The organism is Salinispira pacifica, assembly GCF_000507245.1.
Lineage (GTDB): Bacteria > Spirochaetota > Spirochaetia > DSM-27196 > Salinispiraceae > Salinispira > Salinispira pacifica.
The window spans coordinates 2,829,080-2,845,961 of the sequence record NC_023035.1 but is presented as its reverse complement, the minus strand read 5'-3'; the positions used below and the strand labels follow the sequence as shown (position 1 = coordinate 2,845,961).

General features: G+C 51.0%; 12 protein-coding genes. 5 read left to right on the top strand and 7 right to left on the bottom strand.

Features of this window, described 5'->3' with window-relative positions; all coding sequences use genetic code 11:
- Positions 1-42: 42 nt before the first annotated feature.
- The 4 genes from L21SP2_RS12490 to L21SP2_RS12475 all read left to right on the top strand — a co-directional run bounded on the left by L21SP2_RS12490 (position 43) and on the right by L21SP2_RS12475 (position 5,813).
- Positions 43-837 carry a Hachiman antiphage defense system protein HamA gene (locus L21SP2_RS12490; RefSeq protein ID WP_024268901.1) on the top strand — a complete coding sequence of 265 codons (795 nt, stop codon included), beginning with the start codon at positions 43-45 and terminating at the stop codon, positions 835-837.
- Positions 830-3,772 carry a DEAD/DEAH box helicase gene (locus tag L21SP2_RS12485; RefSeq protein ID WP_024268900.1) on the top strand — a complete coding sequence of 981 codons (2,943 nt, stop codon included), beginning with the start codon at positions 830-832 and terminating at the stop codon, positions 3,770-3,772. Before L21SP2_RS12490 ends, L21SP2_RS12485 begins: the two co-directional genes overlap by 8 nt.
- 392 nt (positions 3,773-4,164) lie before the next feature.
- Positions 4,165-4,503 carry a helix-turn-helix domain-containing protein gene (locus L21SP2_RS12480; protein WP_024268899.1) on the top strand — a complete coding sequence of 113 codons (339 nt, stop codon included), beginning with the start codon at positions 4,165-4,167 and terminating at the stop codon, positions 4,501-4,503.
- Positions 4,500-5,813 carry a type II toxin-antitoxin system HipA family toxin gene (locus L21SP2_RS12475; RefSeq protein WP_024268898.1) on the top strand — a complete coding sequence of 438 codons (1,314 nt, stop codon included), beginning with the start codon at positions 4,500-4,502 and terminating at the stop codon, positions 5,811-5,813. Before L21SP2_RS12480 ends, L21SP2_RS12475 begins: the two co-directional genes overlap by 4 nt.
- A 201-nt stretch (positions 5,814-6,014) precedes the next feature.
- Here the strand turns inward: L21SP2_RS12475 and L21SP2_RS12470 are convergent, their stop codons facing one another.
- The 7 genes from L21SP2_RS12470 to L21SP2_RS12440 all read right to left on the bottom strand — a co-directional run bounded on the left by L21SP2_RS12470 (position 6,015) and on the right by L21SP2_RS12440 (position 15,241).
- Positions 6,015-7,376 (bottom strand): hypothetical protein, encoded by a 1,362-nt coding sequence (locus L21SP2_RS12470; RefSeq protein ID WP_024268897.1) that lies wholly within the window; start codon positions 7,374-7,376, stop codon positions 6,015-6,017.
- A gap of 11 nt (positions 7,377-7,387) precedes the next feature.
- Complete coding sequence (locus L21SP2_RS12465) at positions 7,388-9,214, bottom strand: WD40 repeat domain-containing protein (protein WP_024268896.1); 1,827 nt, start codon at positions 9,212-9,214, stop codon at positions 7,388-7,390.
- A 101-nt stretch (positions 9,215-9,315) separates the two neighbouring features.
- Positions 9,316-10,635 carry an outer membrane protein assembly factor BamB family protein gene (locus tag L21SP2_RS12460; protein WP_024268895.1) on the bottom strand — a complete coding sequence of 440 codons (1,320 nt, stop codon included), beginning with the start codon at positions 10,633-10,635 and terminating at the stop codon, positions 9,316-9,318.
- Positions 10,632-11,816, bottom strand: a complete 1,185-nt coding sequence (locus L21SP2_RS12455) for a transglutaminase-like domain-containing protein (protein WP_024268894.1) — start codon at positions 11,814-11,816, stop codon at positions 10,632-10,634. The genes L21SP2_RS12460 and L21SP2_RS12455 overlap by 4 nt, the downstream gene beginning before the upstream one ends.
- A gap of 47 nt (positions 11,817-11,863) precedes the next feature.
- The gene (locus L21SP2_RS12450) at positions 11,864-12,865 is read right to left on the bottom strand and encodes a hypothetical protein (RefSeq protein ID WP_024268893.1); all 1,002 of its coding nucleotides are present in this window, start codon (positions 12,863-12,865) and stop codon (positions 11,864-11,866) included.
- Positions 12,862-14,235 carry a DUF58 domain-containing protein gene (locus L21SP2_RS12445; protein WP_024268892.1) on the bottom strand — a complete coding sequence of 458 codons (1,374 nt, stop codon included), beginning with the start codon at positions 14,233-14,235 and terminating at the stop codon, positions 12,862-12,864. The genes L21SP2_RS12450 and L21SP2_RS12445 overlap by 4 nt, the downstream gene beginning before the upstream one ends.
- Positions 14,236-14,242: 7 nt before the next feature.
- Positions 14,243-15,241, bottom strand: a complete 999-nt coding sequence (locus L21SP2_RS12440; RefSeq protein WP_024268891.1) for an AAA family ATPase — start codon at positions 15,239-15,241, stop codon at positions 14,243-14,245.
- 153 nt (positions 15,242-15,394) lie between these two features.
- Here L21SP2_RS12440 and L21SP2_RS12435 point away from each other — a divergent pair, with 153 nt between their 5' ends.
- Positions 15,395-16,810 (top strand): glycosyltransferase, encoded by a 1,416-nt coding sequence (locus tag L21SP2_RS12435; RefSeq protein WP_244437928.1) that lies wholly within the window; start codon positions 15,395-15,397, stop codon positions 16,808-16,810.
- The last annotated feature ends 72 nt before the right edge of the window (positions 16,811-16,882 follow it).

Here is a 16,882-nt window from a genome sequence, read left to right as displayed (position 1 = left end):
GATTAGAAAGAAGCTGTATTGAAACACTAGTATCGAGAGGTTATGAAAAAAACTATAATTGATCTACTCTACCCCTATTCTGGTCCATCTCCAATAGTTGATGTTGAAGTATATTCTATCCCCCAAAAATGTAATGTTTATTTGGTGGATTTGCTGTCTGGTGAGCTGTCTCAATGCTATATATCAGGCACCAAATTACAGACACAGCAATTACGTACTGGTTTGTCAATAAGAGAAATTCTGAAGAGTGTTTTCCCTGATAGAGGTAGCGTAATGGCAGGTGATTTCGGTGAAATTTTTACGCTCAATTACTTATCTGATTATGCCCATTCAGAAGTTCATAAAGTATATAAATGGAGATACAAGCAAGATAGAAATAAACCTGCTCCGCATACAGATGTTATTGTAATATTTCGAGACTCTGATGATACTGCTTCAGCTAATGACTATGTACTAAGCGCGGAAGCCAAAGTTAAGTCGACTAATGGAAATTTTTCACCAATTGAGGCCTCAATTGAAGGAGCAGCAAATGATAAAACAGGAAGATTGGCGCGAACTCTTGTTTGGTTGAAGGAACAAGCAATAAAGCATGAAAATAAAGAAACCATAGAGTATATATCTCGATTCACAGATCAGCTTTTAGAGACGAGTTTTAAAAAGAAGTATCGCGCTGTATCACTCATAGACATGAATTATATTGGACAAGAATTAGCTAAAGATATTTGTGTGCCAGAAATATCAGATGATTTCAGGGTTATAGCATTTGGTATTCACAATTTAAAACAACTTTATGAAGAAACATATAGCTCGCCTGTAGAGCAGGATTTGCATGAGTAAACTCTTACGAAACTTAATGGCTGAAATTGAATCGTGGGAGAGTGCAACTGAGTTTGGTATATCAGAGAGTGAGTGGGCAGATTATCAGGTAAAAAAAAGAAGTGATGATTTATATATTGCATTGATTTCAATGATCTTTGATCAGTTAAATGGCCGAGTGGATAGCGCTTCTTCAGTCCCGTTAATTGATCTTGCGAAAGCATTGCTTGTATATTCAAAAAGCACTGCCGCAAAGTATATCACCGGTGTAGAGAGAGATTTGAATTTACTTTATTGTGCATCGGTGTTTTACATTGCGGGATATTCAGCTACCGCAACATATTTAGTTGGCTATATATCAAAGACTGATTCCCTAAGTGAGGAAGAACAAATTATTGTCAATTTTCTAAATCGCGACTTAGATATTGACGGGACTTGGTATGAGAAGCTTAATAGCCATCTAGAATATTCAAATCCAAATGCATTAGATGAGCTACTACTCGAATTTCAAGCGAATAAAAAACGAGGCTTGGAAACAGACCCAAGGCTATTCATTGCCTCAAGTTTTATGGCAGAAATTATAAGTCAATTTAAGAAACAATCATTGGTAACAACCTTAGTTCGAAATAGTTCAGGTTTCAATTATGAGAAGTGGGCGCCACTATTAAGTAATCATGGATCGACATTCAAATTATGGGAGTTGTTTCCATCCCAAATTAAAATGCTGGATAGTGGCGTCTTATATACTGAAAATACTATTTATAGCATGCAAATGCCCACATCTTCCGGTAAAACTTCTTTAACTGAGATTATTATTTATAACGAAGTCAAAATACTAAATAGAAGAGTTCTTTTTTTGGTCCCCTTTAGAGCACTTGCTTCTGAAATTGCAATTGGAATTACTAAGCGGTTAAGTGCTGCACAAGTGAGGGTTGTTGCAAGTTACGGTGGAAATTTGCCAACAAAAGTACAAGGACTTACGCTTGAAGATTCGGATGTCCTTATTATTACACCTGAGAAATTCATTGCTTTATCCCAGTTCGAGCCAGGCATCGGGAGCGGCTTTGATACAATAATTTGTGATGAAGGTCACTTGATTGATGATAATAATCGAGGGTTCCAATATGAATTACTCCTAACCAGATTAATTAAAGCAGAAAATGCATCTAAGAAGGTGATTTTCATGTCGGCTATCTTACCAAATGTTAATGATATCCATAAATGGTTAGGTGGAAGCTCACGCACATTAGTCGAATCTCATTATAAACCTGTCGAGTCTGATTTTGCATTTATCCGGAGACAAGATGACCGTTCTTGGGCATTGGATTTTAATACTATATATGAAAGACCTAAAAGCTATTTCATACTTAATTTTTTAACAAAAGAAGATTTCAGGTATAAGAACCTCGCTACAAATAGATATAGACTACTTGGGAACTATTCAACAAATACTAGCTTGGCATGCGCTGTAGCGCTAAAGGCAAGGAAAACTGGACCAGTTGCTGTTTTTACGACTATGAAAGGGAGCAATGGGATTAATGGACTAGCCGATACCATGATAAATTTTCATAATCTTAATGTGAATATTGTATCTAAGCCAATTGATAATACATCGAAAAAACTTACTTTGCTATGCCGCTATATAGAATTGCATTTTGGCAGCGAATATCGACTCTCTAAATTATTGAAGTTTGGAATTGGTTTTCATCATGGTGATCTGCCTCAGGAGATCCGTAGGGAAATTGAGGACGCTATACAATCCGGTATTATTCAAGTGTTACTTTGTACAAGTACGTTGGCAGAAGGGGTGAACTTGCCTATACGGACCTTAATCGTACATACCATAAGGCGGTACGATGGGAATCGTCTTTCACCCATTAATAACAGGAATATTAAGAATATTATTGGGAGAGTTGGTAGAGCAGGAAAGGAGACGAAGGGTAGGATAATTGTTGTAAACGATAACGAGCGCAATATTTTAGAAAATGTCTTCCGAGAACAGAATATGGAGCCTGCAAAAGGAGCTCTTTTTAAGCTAGTGGATATCATTAACACAGCAATAAACGACTTCGAAATCGAACTTAATAATGATTTATTAGAGGCACAAGACAACAGTTTTCTAGCTACGTTAGATCGAATTGATATTGCATTAATCGAAATAATGCCGATGGAAATGCTTAATGAGGGAGTAGAGCAATTTGTGGATGAGCTTGTCGAGAAAACACTCGCTTATCAATTTTGTTCGACAATCGAACTTCAACAGAGAATAAAGCAAATTTTCAATTTGAGAATAAACTATTTTCATGACACAGTGCCTGTGGAGCAACGAATAGGAGTAAAAAATAGTGGTTCTTCACCTCGATTCTGGAGCCTTGTTAGGGATATAGAGATTGATAAAAATCCAATCTGGAGGGAACTGGATGAAGTTTTTTCTGAAGAATGGATGGATGAAATAATCGGTAGCATCCTTGATCTGACGGTTATGCAACTTGAAAATGAATCATTTATAATCCGTAAAGTGATTGAAAGCTGGATGTCTGGTTGTACCTATTATGAGATTGCTGAGGTAATCAACGAGGATATAGAAACCGCGCTTAAGATTCTCAGTAAAGATATCGGCTATTCGTTATTGGAAGCTCTGAATAGGCTTATTGTTTTAGTCTCGGAGATTCATGAGGATATGCAAGTTTCAGAAATAGCGATGAATTGGGGGAATCTCTTACAGTATGGATTAGGTAGTCTGCAACAACTTGATCTATTCAATTTCGGTGCATCTGATCGACTTGCCGTTTGGAGCATTTCAAGATTTATTGAGATTAATGATATTTCATATCGTGGTGCTGAGTTAATTCAAGAAATACGGATACAATCCTCTTCATTAATAGCCTTTTTATCGAATGACAGCAGAGTACCACAACTAAGTATTAACAGAATTCGGGCTGAAATTGGATTTTAATTACATATTTACATGTATCAATTGCTGCTGCATGAAGGTGAAAAACTTACCGGTATGGTGAATAGTATTTTGCTGTAAATTTACCAACTTTATTATTTATTGATTTCGTCTTTTTAGCTTCTTTAAGATGTTATTTACCAACTTTATTTTGTAATCAGGTGCTAAAATGCATTGAAATATGGGGGTATTTTTACCAACTTTATTTCGATCCTACATTGCTCGCGCATGACCGAGGGAGGAAACACCGCCGCGGGAGCGCTGGCGGAGTAATGCTGCCATCAGCCGGCGTTGAAGGTTATTGGTGCTTTGAAATGGGTATTATGAGTAAAATATTACCTGTTAAGTATGTTATTGTGCTATAATGAGTAATATATTGCTTGTAAGGATGTATTATGAATTATAACCTTATGACTGATGAGGAAATCATTCGCGATCTTGCCGGCGAGATTGATAGAATCCGCATCGGGCATCACATGAAAGAAGCGGAGATCGAGGAGTCCGCAGGTATCAGTCGGAAAACCTTCTATAACTTTAAACAGGGATCCACGGGTACAAGCCTGAAGAATCTCATACGTCTCCTGCGAGCCATGGGGGAGCTTGACCGGCTTAAATTGATGTTTCCGGAATCCGGATCCTACAGTCCCAGGGTAAACAGCGAGGTCGAGTTGCCGAAGCGTGTCCGGGATAAACAGAAGACTGACGGTGACTTTCACTGGGGAGATGAAAAATGAGGGGAACCGTTGATGTTCAACTTTGGGGTACCAAGGTCGGTTCTCTTGGATATGCTCCGGGACAAACCCGCATAGCTACTTTTGAATACGAACCGGAGTTTATGGAATCCCGCATTCAAATCGCTCCTGTTCATCTTACGTATCCTCCTGCCCGCTTTTCTTTCAGCGGAATTGGTTTCAACTCATTCCAGGGTGTTCCAGGCTTTATTGCGGATTCACTGCCGGATAAATTCGGCAGCCAATTGATCGACATCTATATGGCCGAAAAAAATATACCGGCATCTGAGGTTACCACGCTGGACAGGCTTAGCTATATAGCGGATCGCGGAATGGGGGCCCTGGAATATAAGCCGGGGGAGACTCTTCCTCTGCAGCGTTCGGCACTTGATGTCCAGCAACTTTCGGAATTGGCCGAGCGTGTGCAGCAACGTCAATCAACATTGCATGGAAACCTGCTCTCCACAGATGACCGGGCTGCTGCGCTGACTATGATTCGAATAGGATCCAGTGCGGGAGGCGCCCGCTCAAAAGCCCTTGTTGCGAAATCACGTACAGGGAAGCTATTGGATGGTACGGTAAACCATGGACCTCATTACACGTACTGGCTTCTGAAATTCGATTCAAGTTCCAATCAGGATAAGGAGGGAGCAGATCCCAGGGGTATGCCCGTCCTTGAATATATTTACAGCCTGATTGCCCGCAAAGCGGGTATCGAGATGCCGAGGACTGAACTGATTGATGATTCCAAAGACCGCCATTTTTTGATAGAGCGCTTTGATCGAATAATCAGAAACGGAACACTAGATAAGCTGCATTATGTTTCATGGGCGGGATTGGACCATGCGGACCGTGATGGAACACACTCATATGAACAATTAATATTGCTCATACGGAAGTTGAAGCTTGGGCATGGTGCAGAAACGGAGATCTTCAGGCGGGCTGTTTTTAATGTTATTGGAAGGAACCAGGATGATCACACCAAGAATACCGGTTTTCTTATGGATCGGTCCGGGAAATGGCGCCTTTCCCCGGCTTTCGATCTGACGTATGCATACGATCCCGGAGGTAAATTCACTCGTAATCATCAGTGCCGGCTGAACAGGAAAAATCATGATTTCCTTTACGAAGATCTACTGCAATTTGGCCGGTATTGTAATCTCAGCGAAAGGAAGAGCCGGGAGATAATCGGCCGGGTGGGCGAAGCCTTTTCCCGGTTCCACCAATTGGCAAGGGACTATCAATTATCCGGAAATTTGCGGGATACGGTGGAATCTAACCTGCGATTGGGATTACTTTTAAAAAAAGGATAGAAGGGAGATAGGTTCGTAATCATGGGCAAACCCGGGGAGCAATATTCAGAGCACAATCAGAAGCACGATCACAACGAGCATCATCGGATGATGATCAGGGATTTCCGCCGCAGGTTTACATTACCCTGATTCTGTTCGGCCGGGCGACGTACCGGAAGCGGGGGCATTCCTGATGTACCAGTAGTACGTTGTGCTTCCGGATTATTCGCTCCAGTAGCTATCCAGGTAGTTTCTGAGACCGGGAGATGCTGCGTTTCCGGCAGACCGAAGGGCGGCTGAACCATCCTGCAGTGAATCCGTGAAGAGAGGAAAGCGTTCAGCCATCCGGGGATCCAGAACATTGAGCCGTGTATACGCACTGCGTGCGGATTCAAGATCACCGTTGAGCAGGTGTTCTGCGGCAAGAGCGAGCTGCACCCGGGGGTTGTCAGGCTGCAGGTTGACTGCTTCACTGAGATATTCCAGTGCGGTGCTCGAATCGCCTGAGGCCGAGGCAAGGCGCGCCAGGTGAAGCAGCGGCTCCACAGACTCACCCCGGTTCATGGCTTCCCGGAAATCGGTTCCAGCTCGGGAGTTCAAGCCGAAGCGTGCATAGATAATACCTCGCCGGGTGTAATCCCGGTCATTCTGCGGATTCTCCAGGGAACGCAGGCTGATCAAACGTTCTATCTGACGGTCTCTATAGCTGCGGATTTGAGAGAAGCTGGCTTCCTGGAAGCTTGCTCCTTTCCCGTTCTCATCTTCTGGGTCAATGCTCCGTGAAAGAACGGTTTGGGGTGGATGCCCCGGCGGATACATTCTCCAGGATTCTGCAGTTGTGAAGAAGTCTGCATCTCCCTGCGCCGATGTGCTCCGCCACTGTTGGGCACCCTTCTGCCATGCCCGGAAAAATCCTTCCTGAAGAATGGTGGTTTCCACCGGAATCCACAATTTCCCGTCCCTCCGGATTACCATGCCCGGATCTGCAAAATAGCCGCTTTCATGTTCGGCCGATATTCCGCTGTCCAGTGCGGGGAAGATGTGTCCGGGAGTGGTGATGAAGGCGGTTGAGATGGATGCAGCCTCCAGGAGGGATGCGTACAGCACAGATAGATCGTCACAGTCCCCGGAACGAAACAGAATGGTCTCCCTGGCAAACTGAATGAAGTCAATCTCTTCGGGGATGACTGACGTGCCTGCGTAGGGCGTAATCGGATCGGGGCGATACACGATTTCCCTGGACCGCATCCATTCAAACAGGGCTGCGGCCCGCTGAATGTTGCCCTGAAACATGTCGGAAATATCCCGGGGTATGCCTGCCAGAACTGAGCCGCTTGTTTCCATGATCAGCGGATCCTGGGATGTGTGAATGTATGCGGCGATTTTTCTGTCATCATCCCACTGCAGGGCGTTGTTCCCCAGGCGGGTGAGGGGGATTGTGACGGTTTCCCGCCGTTGCCGGCTGCCCCTGATATACGAAAATTCCAGGGTGAGTCCAAGGCTGTCGGCTGACTGGGAATTGATAATTTCCCTGCTGAAATTAATGGTTACCGGAAGTTCCCTGCTCTCACCCGGCGGGATCACTCCATCGGCGATTATTCCGCCGGCGGGGCGTAGCCTTCAATTCCTGCCTGAACACTCAGGTTCTGGACGGGGCGGTCCCATTTGTTTGATATTTCCATTGTCACAACCGGCTGCCGGGCATAGCTCCGGTATAGTACTGGAAAAACCGGAGACGCCTGGATGTTTTCCATGAACATTCTCTCGTCAATTGAGAGCCGGGGAATAGTGCGGGTATCACCCTTTGAGGAGATTCCCAGGATGGGATCCCGTTCAAAAATGATCGGATATTCCCTGTTCTGAACCGGATGGAGAAGCAGCCACTCATATCCGTTTTCCCGGGAAGGTCTGGCCCGAACCGCCGCATCCTGCCAGTTCATATACAGCTGCTCCGCCTCCCCCGGCGCCATGTGAACTCCTGCCTCTGCGCCTGCTACCGGCAGAGTGTAGAGCGTGCCGTCGGCATCATAGACCCCCCGTCCCTGGAGGGGAAACAGCATGCCGCCGCTTTCTCCACCCTCTTCCCGGGCCTGGAAGCGCTCACGTATGAGTTCCATGACCAGGTCAAAGGCCCTCTCCGCCCCTTGCAAGCGCCGGAGCCGATAGGCTTCTGCGGTCTCAAACATCCCCCGGGGTGCCAGAGCGTCATCCCCCGGCTTGCCCCCCAGGCGGGCGAGCAGCTCACCGGCACTCGCCCGGGTAATAACCTCAAGCTGGGCGTCTCCGGGCCGCGGGGCTCCGCTGTGGAGCCTCAGCAGCTGTGCCAGGGTTCCCGGTTCGCCCGGGGAACTGCCTTCCAGTGCCCACAGAACCACGCCGTTTTGTGAGATGCTCACCGTTGCCAGACTCTGCCCCATGGGATGAAATGCCAGACCTGCAATATATTCCTGTCCGGTGGAAAACCCGGACTGATATTTCCAGCCTTCTTCCGGTTCCTTTTCCCCCATCGCTTCTGGCTGGTTCTCCCGGCCATTATCTCCGGCATCCTCTGAGTTGAAAAAAGTTCCCGGCTTCCAGATGCCCACCGTACCTCCGCCGAATCCGGCAAAAAAGCTTTCTCCGTCGGGAGCAAACGCCAGGGAATAGACATATCCGTCGTCTAGTTCGGAAATGATCTGGAACGGCTCATATCCGGTCTCTTCCCGCCGGTAGATGGTGATCTCTTCCCTTACACCGGCTGCCAGCCACTGACCGTCGGGGGAGAATGCAAGGCCGTTGAGATACCCGGTATTGGAAAAATAGCTGTTGGGGCGGAGTTCGCCCCGGGGCACCAGTCTGTGGTTTTCGGCGTCAATCCGGTAGAGGTTGATATAATCGCTGCTGTTGCCCAGGACGAGTGTGTTCCCGTCGGGAGATACCGCCATGCTGCTGATCCGCAGCTCTCCGGTATTCAGCTTGTGAGCCAGGGTGTAGCCCGTCCCGTTTTGTCTCCAGAGAAAGAGTTCTCCCGGGGCAAAACTGATGAGGTAGGAGTTATCCGGCGTGAGGATGAGAGAACGGACCTCGCTACTGTGGCCGTTGAATAGCCGGATCAGCTCGCCGTCTGAAGTGGAAACCATGGCGATGGCCGATTCCGAGCCGTAGCCGGGAAAAAACGTGAACTTTTCACTCCTGCTGATTGAAAGGGCAGGGGCCGTACCATGATGTCCCCGTCCGCGGTATGTCCAGAGCAGCCGGTGGCTGGAATCGTACATTCTCACCCGGTTATTTCTGCTGATTACACCGAAGTAATTTCCGAAGGGAGAGTACACGCCGCTGCTGAGCATCTGTTCCTGGGGCAGGGTTTCACGCTGAACCGTTTGAATGAAATCCGAAGGCTGGGCGTTCAGCGCAGAAAGAGAGACGATGAATAGAACAGGCAAACATAGTGCCGCCGCGGCAGCGGGACGTTTGTGTGAAAACATGGAGATACTATAGCAGAAATTGCCGATCAATTCCGCTGCAGCATGCGATTTTACCGTAATCAGGGAAACACCTCTTCCAGAACGTAGAAGTATCCTTCATCCGATCCGAAAATAATCCAGGGCCCTGCGATTACCGGCGAATTGAGTATGCTTCCCTGAATTTCCATGGTCCAGTGGATGCTTCCGTCCCGGGGGGATGCGCACACCAGCGTACCGGTGTTGGTTGCCGGATCAGCCTCAAGCCCGAAATAGAGGCGGTCGCCGGCCAGGGTGGGGGCGGTGGAAACCGGACGCTCATAGGATCTTTTCCAGCGCAGTTCACCACTGGCGGCGTGGAAGGAGCGCAGCTGCAGGTCACCCATTGCATATATCACCTGATTCCGCCAAACCACCGGTGCCGCATAGTCCAGAAGAAGACTGTTTTTCAGCAGATAGTCCACCGCAAGCTGTGGATCCCCGGCTCCGGGCAGGACGGCGGGCTCGGTACGTTCCCAGAGAAGTTCGCCGCTGTGGAGTCCGATGGCGCCGAAATAATGCTCCCAGCCCCTTCCCGGGGGAAGTCCGGTGACCGAAAAGAAGAGCCGGTCGTTTTTGACTCCGGGAAAACTGTACCAGTAGTACTGATCCAGACTTTCATCCAGGCTCCAGAGGTATTGCTCTGTCTCCAGATCGTACACTGTGAGATTGTAGGGATCCTGGGGGCTTCCCGGGGCAAAGGCAAGAATATCATTGAAAATCTGGAACGAATTTCTGTGCCACACCTGGTTATCCAGGGAGAACTGCAAATTTCCCTGCCGGTCCAGGAAGTACATGGCATCGGCATCTGCGGCGGCAACGATCATATTCTTGTAGGGGATCACCGTGGAATTGACCTGGCCCCTGGCGGCAAAGCGCCATGCTTCTTCGCCGGTTTCCCGGTCCAGCGCATATATGTTGCCGTCGCTTGAGCCGAAATACACCTGTTCATCGTCCGCATAGGCCACCGAGTTGATGGGGCCGCCGCTGCGGAACGTCCAGTTCATGTATCCGCTGTTCAGATCCAGGGAGTAAAAGTTTCCGTCTGCGGAGCCGAAGTAAATGGTGCTGTCCAGAACCAGGGGCTGGTTGAACAGCCGCCGGTCTCCCTCCTGTTTCTGGAGCAGCAGCTTCCATTTGACTGCAATGGGAGGGTTGATGGCGGTTTCAGCCTTTCCGATGCCCTGATTTCCCCGGAACTCTATCCACTCTCTCCGTCCGGAACAGGAGGCAAGGACAAGCCCGGCGGCCAGAATGAGCAGGAGCAGGCGCAGTGAAACGGCGGAGAGTATGCCTGATGTGTGCCGCTGGCTTTCTGGTATGTGCCGTCGGCTTCGGGTTCCCTGCATGTGCTGTCTGCTCATAAATACCTCATATCTCTGAGTCCGAATATCAGTCTCAGAATGCGTTTCACAGCGCCGGGGATGGGTCCGGCATCGCCGCTTTTAAGCAGTTTCCGGTATTCCTTCCTGAGCTTCTCCCGCAGCTCAGGATCTGTCTGCCCTGCCTCCCATCCGGGGGCGTAGAGAATCCGGGTATAGAGCCGGGCAAAATCCCCGAAAAGAGGGTTTTCCCCGGCGTATTCCTTGGGTGTCTGGTCGGGACGCTTCAGTTCCCAGCCCTTTGCGTGAAGCTGCACCAGAAGCAGCCGGTAGAGAGCCTTTGCAGAGGCTTCGCTGCTTCCCCGGGAGATGATTCCCAGCATGATAATCCGGCCCCAGCGAATGGAATACAATCCTCCCGCTGTGAGCAGCGCGATGATCAGGGCAATTGTACCCAGAAGCTCCCAGGGGATGGGGATGCGCCGGTTGTACACCGTGCGTTCCTGCAGATCAGGGATTACCACATTCAGGGAGTTGGGATCCATGCCTCCCTGGGGGGGAATGGCACTGCTGGTGGCTTCGAAGTCCACCCAGCCGTACACGGGAAGGTAGAACTGTGCCCAGGAGTGGCGGTGCACGGTGGTGACCAGGTACAGGTCTGAAGGATTCTCCTTCTCCAGGGGAGGAAACTGTTCTCTCAGCTGACCTAATGCCTGTCTGTGGGCATTTGTCTGCAGTCCGTCGGATACCAGATACCCTGTGACAACCCGGGAGGGAATACCCGCAAGCCGGGCGAGAATTGCCGCACTGTTGGAGAATTCCGTACAGTCGCCGCTGCGGTGGTTGAACAGAAAGTCGGAAATCGCCGGTATGCTTACATCGTCTGTGAAGCCCAGTTCATACTGATACTCCCGGTAATGATTAAGGATGGCGGTTATCCGTTCCATATATCCCGCTTCTTCAGGGAGAAAGGAATTCAGATGGTCCCGGTACCGCTCTTCTTCCAGGGGGGATAAGTTCACTTCAAGGTATTCCGCCATATCCTCCCGGTCCCGGCTGCTCAACTCCCCGGTACGGGGAAAGATCCGGTGCACCGACAGATTTGAGATGAGCGAGCGGGCCCGGTAGCTGAAGCTCAGAGGATAATACCGGGTGTCCATGACGCTGGGTTCGATCTCCAGGGGCTGGTAGGAGCTCACCTTGTCCCGGATGGTTGAGTACACGTCTATCCAGACCGGGCTTCGGTTCCGCAGGGGCAGGGGGTCGGGATTTACCCAGCTCTCCAGGTATTGGGCACGGGCAGCCTGTTGAGCTGAAAGTCAGGGTCGGCGAAGAAGCCCCTGGAGGGATCAAGATGATTGTAATAGCGGTCGGCCAGGTACACCGGATTCACCGGGGATGCCACTACCATCACCATATACTGGTTCTGCATCGAACCCTGGCCGCTTCCTCCCTGGTTACCCCAGCTGTCCGGGGACATGACGTATACTTCCCCTTCCCGGCCTTCTTCTCCCTGCTGCCCCTCTTCTCCTGCACCGCCCTGAAGGTTGCCTCCCTGCTCAAGACTGTTGCTCTCCCGGTCCAGGGGACGCAGTCTGGGCTCGATAATGTCGTTCAGCCCGTTGAATACCCGGGGATTGCTCACCGAATTGCCGGGAATGAGGAGGGCGATCAGTACGGCCATGACGATAAATACCCCCAATCCTCCGGCCAGTTCCCCCCAGCGCGGCCGGCGGCTGCGGGAATTGAACTGGTGGAGGTATATCAGTACTCCGTAGGCGATGAAGCCGGAAATGAGAATGATAATTCCCCCGATATTGAACCCCCGGCTTGCCTGGAGCATCTCATCGGAAACCCGGCCGTACCCAAGCAGCCGGATGAGAATATAGGCGAAGATAAGCAGATCCCCGTACAGAATTCTGAGCATGCCCTGTTCCATGGCCAGATACATGCTGATATATCCGTATATCCACAGCGTTGCCAGGCGAAGGGCGGTGGAATTGACGCCGAATATCAGCAGGATGAGGGGAATCACAGCGGCGACCAGCAGATGGCTGAGAGATACCCGGCCGCTGAACAGGCGGCTGGGGCGTACCAGGGCCCTGCTCCCCAGCCGGGGGCGGAGGTACGCCAGGATTACCGCAGCGGGAAGCAGCAGAAATGACTGTACTATATATGCCGGGTCCGAGAACCGGAGAACACCGGGATGAAATGCCGGAAATATCCCCAGAGCCAAAAACAGGATCAGTCTGCCGGCCAGTAATGACTTCATAGAACCTCCGTTCGGACAGCGTAGCGCTGCCCGGATTGTGCCGGACCTGGACATGGCGCAGGATTCCCCAGCTCCCGGGGCAGGGGAGAGAACCCGGATCCGGGAAACCAGCGGTACAGAGGTGCATCTTCCTGATCCGGTTCGGCGGGGCAAACGGAGAAAATCCGTGCGCCCTCCAGCAGAGGGTGTGCCATGATTTTTTCTGAGATTCCGCCCCGGGAAAATGCCGAGGCATGGGTGAACAGGGCAGAGTAGCTTTCAAAGCCTCCGCCGGCCTGGACGGCATTGCCCAAAAGAGCCTTTTCCGGATCGTCGTGAACCGAAGGCAGCCATGCGGCCAGCCGCTCAAAGCAGGGCTCCAGATCGTCGCTGCTGTTTATCTCTATCTGCTGCATCCCCAGCACCAGGGTGAAGCTCAGTCCGTCATCCTCCCGAAGCGCCTGCTCCATATATCCCCTGACTACGGACTTCAGGCGGGCCAGTTCAGCCAGGGTGATGAAATCCGGGTTTTCCCCGCCCCTGCCTGCCAGAACCCCAAGCCGGAGCCGGGGAGAGGGACTTTCGGATTCCGGGGGGATGCGGGTGAGAAGACTGTCGATACGGCTTGAGGCCTTCCAGTTGATATCCCTGGCGAGATCGCCTGTCTGATAGTCTCTGATGAAAATCTTTTCCTCATCGGCGGGTTTTACCCGGGTGTTGTCATCACTGCTTTCGCTGCTGTGCCTGACATGCATCTGTCCCGTTGCAGCATGGGAAGGAAGCACCGGGATGCTTCGGTCCCGGACAGCCGGAAGCCGGCGTTTTGAGAGACCGAAAATGTCGCAGATGAAAAACTTCGCCTCCAGGTGAAGCAATCCCGGCATGGGCGGGGTGACGGGAACAGGACATCTTTCAGGACCGTCCAAACGGTATTCCCTGCGAAACCTGTAGAGGACCACATCTCCTGCTTCAAGATACCCGCTGAGCTGTACATGTATCCTGAACAGGGGCGGAAGGGGCCAGACCGCTGTTTCAAGATGGTGGCTTCGGCTCTCCGTCCCTGCGCTGAGGGGGGGAGTTGAAAACCAGGTCAGGGCTTGCTCCGTCTCAGTTCCCGGCAGGGCGTAGAGCACAATGGTAAACGCCATGCTGAACAGGAGTGCCAGAATTCCTGTCGCCAGCCCCGGAGGATCGCTCATAAGCATACCCCGGGATGTGAGAACAATTCCTCCGGCGAAACTGATTATCCCGAAGATCCGAAAGGGAAATCCCTCGGCAATCGCCCGGAACATGGACGTGAGCCGGGTGAAGAAACCGGATTCGGAACCGGAAAAAGAGCCGGGAAATCTGCCGGAATGGCTGTGGATGGTGGCGGGGGAGCTGCCCTTCATGATTTTCTCAGCTTCTCACCGCTGCGCCGCTCTGTTTCGAAACACGGGGAGATTTTTTCCCGTCCACAGACTGGGTGGCGAGAATATCCCTGATCACATCCGCGGATTCCAGTGACGCGTCCTGACATTCTATTCTGTGGGCCATGGCGGGGACGGCAATCTCTTTGATGGTGTCGATGCTCACAAAATCCTCACCCCTCACGATTGCCAGTGCCCGGGCAAGCCGGGAAAGTTTGACCCCGGTGCGGGGGCTGGCGCCCAGCTCAATCTGGCGGTGGCTTCTGGTGGACCGAACCAGTGAAATAATATAGTCCAGCACATCCGGGTGCAATTCCATCTCATCAACCCGGTTCATCCATCCCAGAATTTCCTCTTCGCTGACAACCGGAGCGAAGTTGTCCCAGGCATTGCTGGATCCGTGGGTTGCCACAATGTTCAGCTCATCCTCCGCGCTGGGGTATCCCAGGGATATCTGGATCATGAAACGGTCAAGCTGGGGGGCGGGCAGGGGAAAGAGATGGTTGCCCTTCAGGTTCATGGTGGAAATCAGGAAAAAGAGCCGGGGAAGACTGTATGTTTTTCCTTCGATGCTCACATGCTTTTCTTCCATCGCCTGGAAGAAACTTCCCTGGGTTTTAGGAGTGAGAAGGTTGATTTCATCGCAGAGAATAAAATGGGAGAATATGGGACCTCTGTTGAATATCAGCTGATACTCCGATCCCAGAATCCTGGTGAATCCCAGAATATCCTGGGGAAGCAGATCCACCGTACACTGGATGCGGCTGAAATATGAGATCTCCACCCCTTCCAGGGTGCGCATCTGTTCGGGCCAGCGGATGCTTCCCGCCAGGGCCCGGGCCAGGGATGTTTTGCCAACACCATGGGTGTCTGCCAGCATTACATGTCCGCCTGCAATCATTGCCGCCACAATATACTCAAGTTTGGTGCGGTCCACGTAGATCACCGACTGGATGTTATCTATCAGTCTGTCAATTTCCTGTTTCATATTCTCAATTATACAAATCAGAGGGGCCGGTGACCACCTGAAATGCCCTCTGAGGGAACGTACTGGCCAAAAGCATGTACTATCACTATGCTTGTAATTGGGCTGAGGTGAAAATGCAGGGGCATTCCACTGAACGCCCGGGGAGGAAATGTAATGCTTCGTAGAAAAGGAAAAAAGACACAGGATCAGGAAAAATCATCACGGAAAAGCGGATCTCCGGCAGCTTCGGGATCTGCGGCAGGCTCGGGTTCCAAAGCCGGATCGGGTTCCACAGAGCGACCGGGCCAGCAGAGCTCTTCCAACAGGATTATGATGATTTCAACCCACGGATATGTGGCGGCTGAACCGCCTCTGGGTGCACCGGACACCGGCGGTCAGGTGGTGTATGTACTTGAGCTTTCGAAAAAAATCAGCCATTTCGGGTACCATGTGGATATCTGGACAAGAAAATTTGAAGGCCAGCCGGAAGTGGAGGAAGTGGATGATAATGTACGGATTATCCGCATGCCCTGCGGAGGGGAGGAGTTCATCCCCAAAGAGTACCTGTACCGCTCCATTCCCGAATGGGTGAAGAACGCCCAAAACTATATTCAGCGCAACGGCCTGAGCTACAGCTTTGTGAACAGCCATTACTGGGACGCCGGACTTGCCGGTCAGCTGCTTTCCGAACAGCTGGAAATTCCCCACGTGCACACCCCCCATTCCATCGGAAGCTGGAAAAAAGCGCAGATGCTCACCGATTATCCCGAAGACGCAGACAGTTTCGAGGAAAAATACAATTTCACAGAACGGATCGCCCATGAAACCCGGATCTACCGCACCTGCGATCTGCTGGTGGCCACAACTCCAATTCAGGTTGACAAAATTCAGGAGGATTACGATGTTTCCCATACCGATATGCGGATGATTCCTCCGGGATACGACGATAACCGCTTTTTTCCTGTGGGAGAATCCTCCCGGCAGGCGGTGCGCAGCAGACTCGGCTGGGAAGGACCTACGGTATTTGCCGTCTCCCGGCTTGCGGAAAACAAGGGGCTTGACCTGCTGGTGGATGCGTTTTCCCTGGTGGTGGAACGCATTCCCGATGCCAGGCTGGTTCTGGCCATCGGTCACGATGACCGGAGCCCGTCGGAGCAGGCCATTTTCGACAAGCTTCAGAAAATCAGCAAAGAAGCCGGTACGGAAGATAACATCGAGTATCTGGGGTTCATCAGCGATGAGGACCTTCCGGATTATTACCGGGCCGGTGATCTTTTTGTGCTCTCCAGCCGCTATGAACCCTTCGGCATGACCGCAATTGAGGCCATGGCCAGCGGTACGCCCTGTATCGTTACGGTGAACGGCGGGCTGTACCGTGTACTGGAGTACGGAGTTCACGCCCTCTTTGCCGATCCCTTCGACAAACTGGAACTGGGGATCAACATGTTTGAGGCCCTGCATTATCCGGCACTCAGGGACAGGCTGAAGCTCAGGGCTGCCCAGAGAGCCCGTGCACGCTTCACCTGGACGGGGATTGCCCAGAGACTGCTGAACGAGGTGGAAAACCTCACCGATGTGGTGAACCGCTGATCCTGAATAGGCCGGGGCAGGGGCAGCCGGAGCGGCCGCCGGGAGCACCGCACCGGAAAGCCCCGGGGAAGA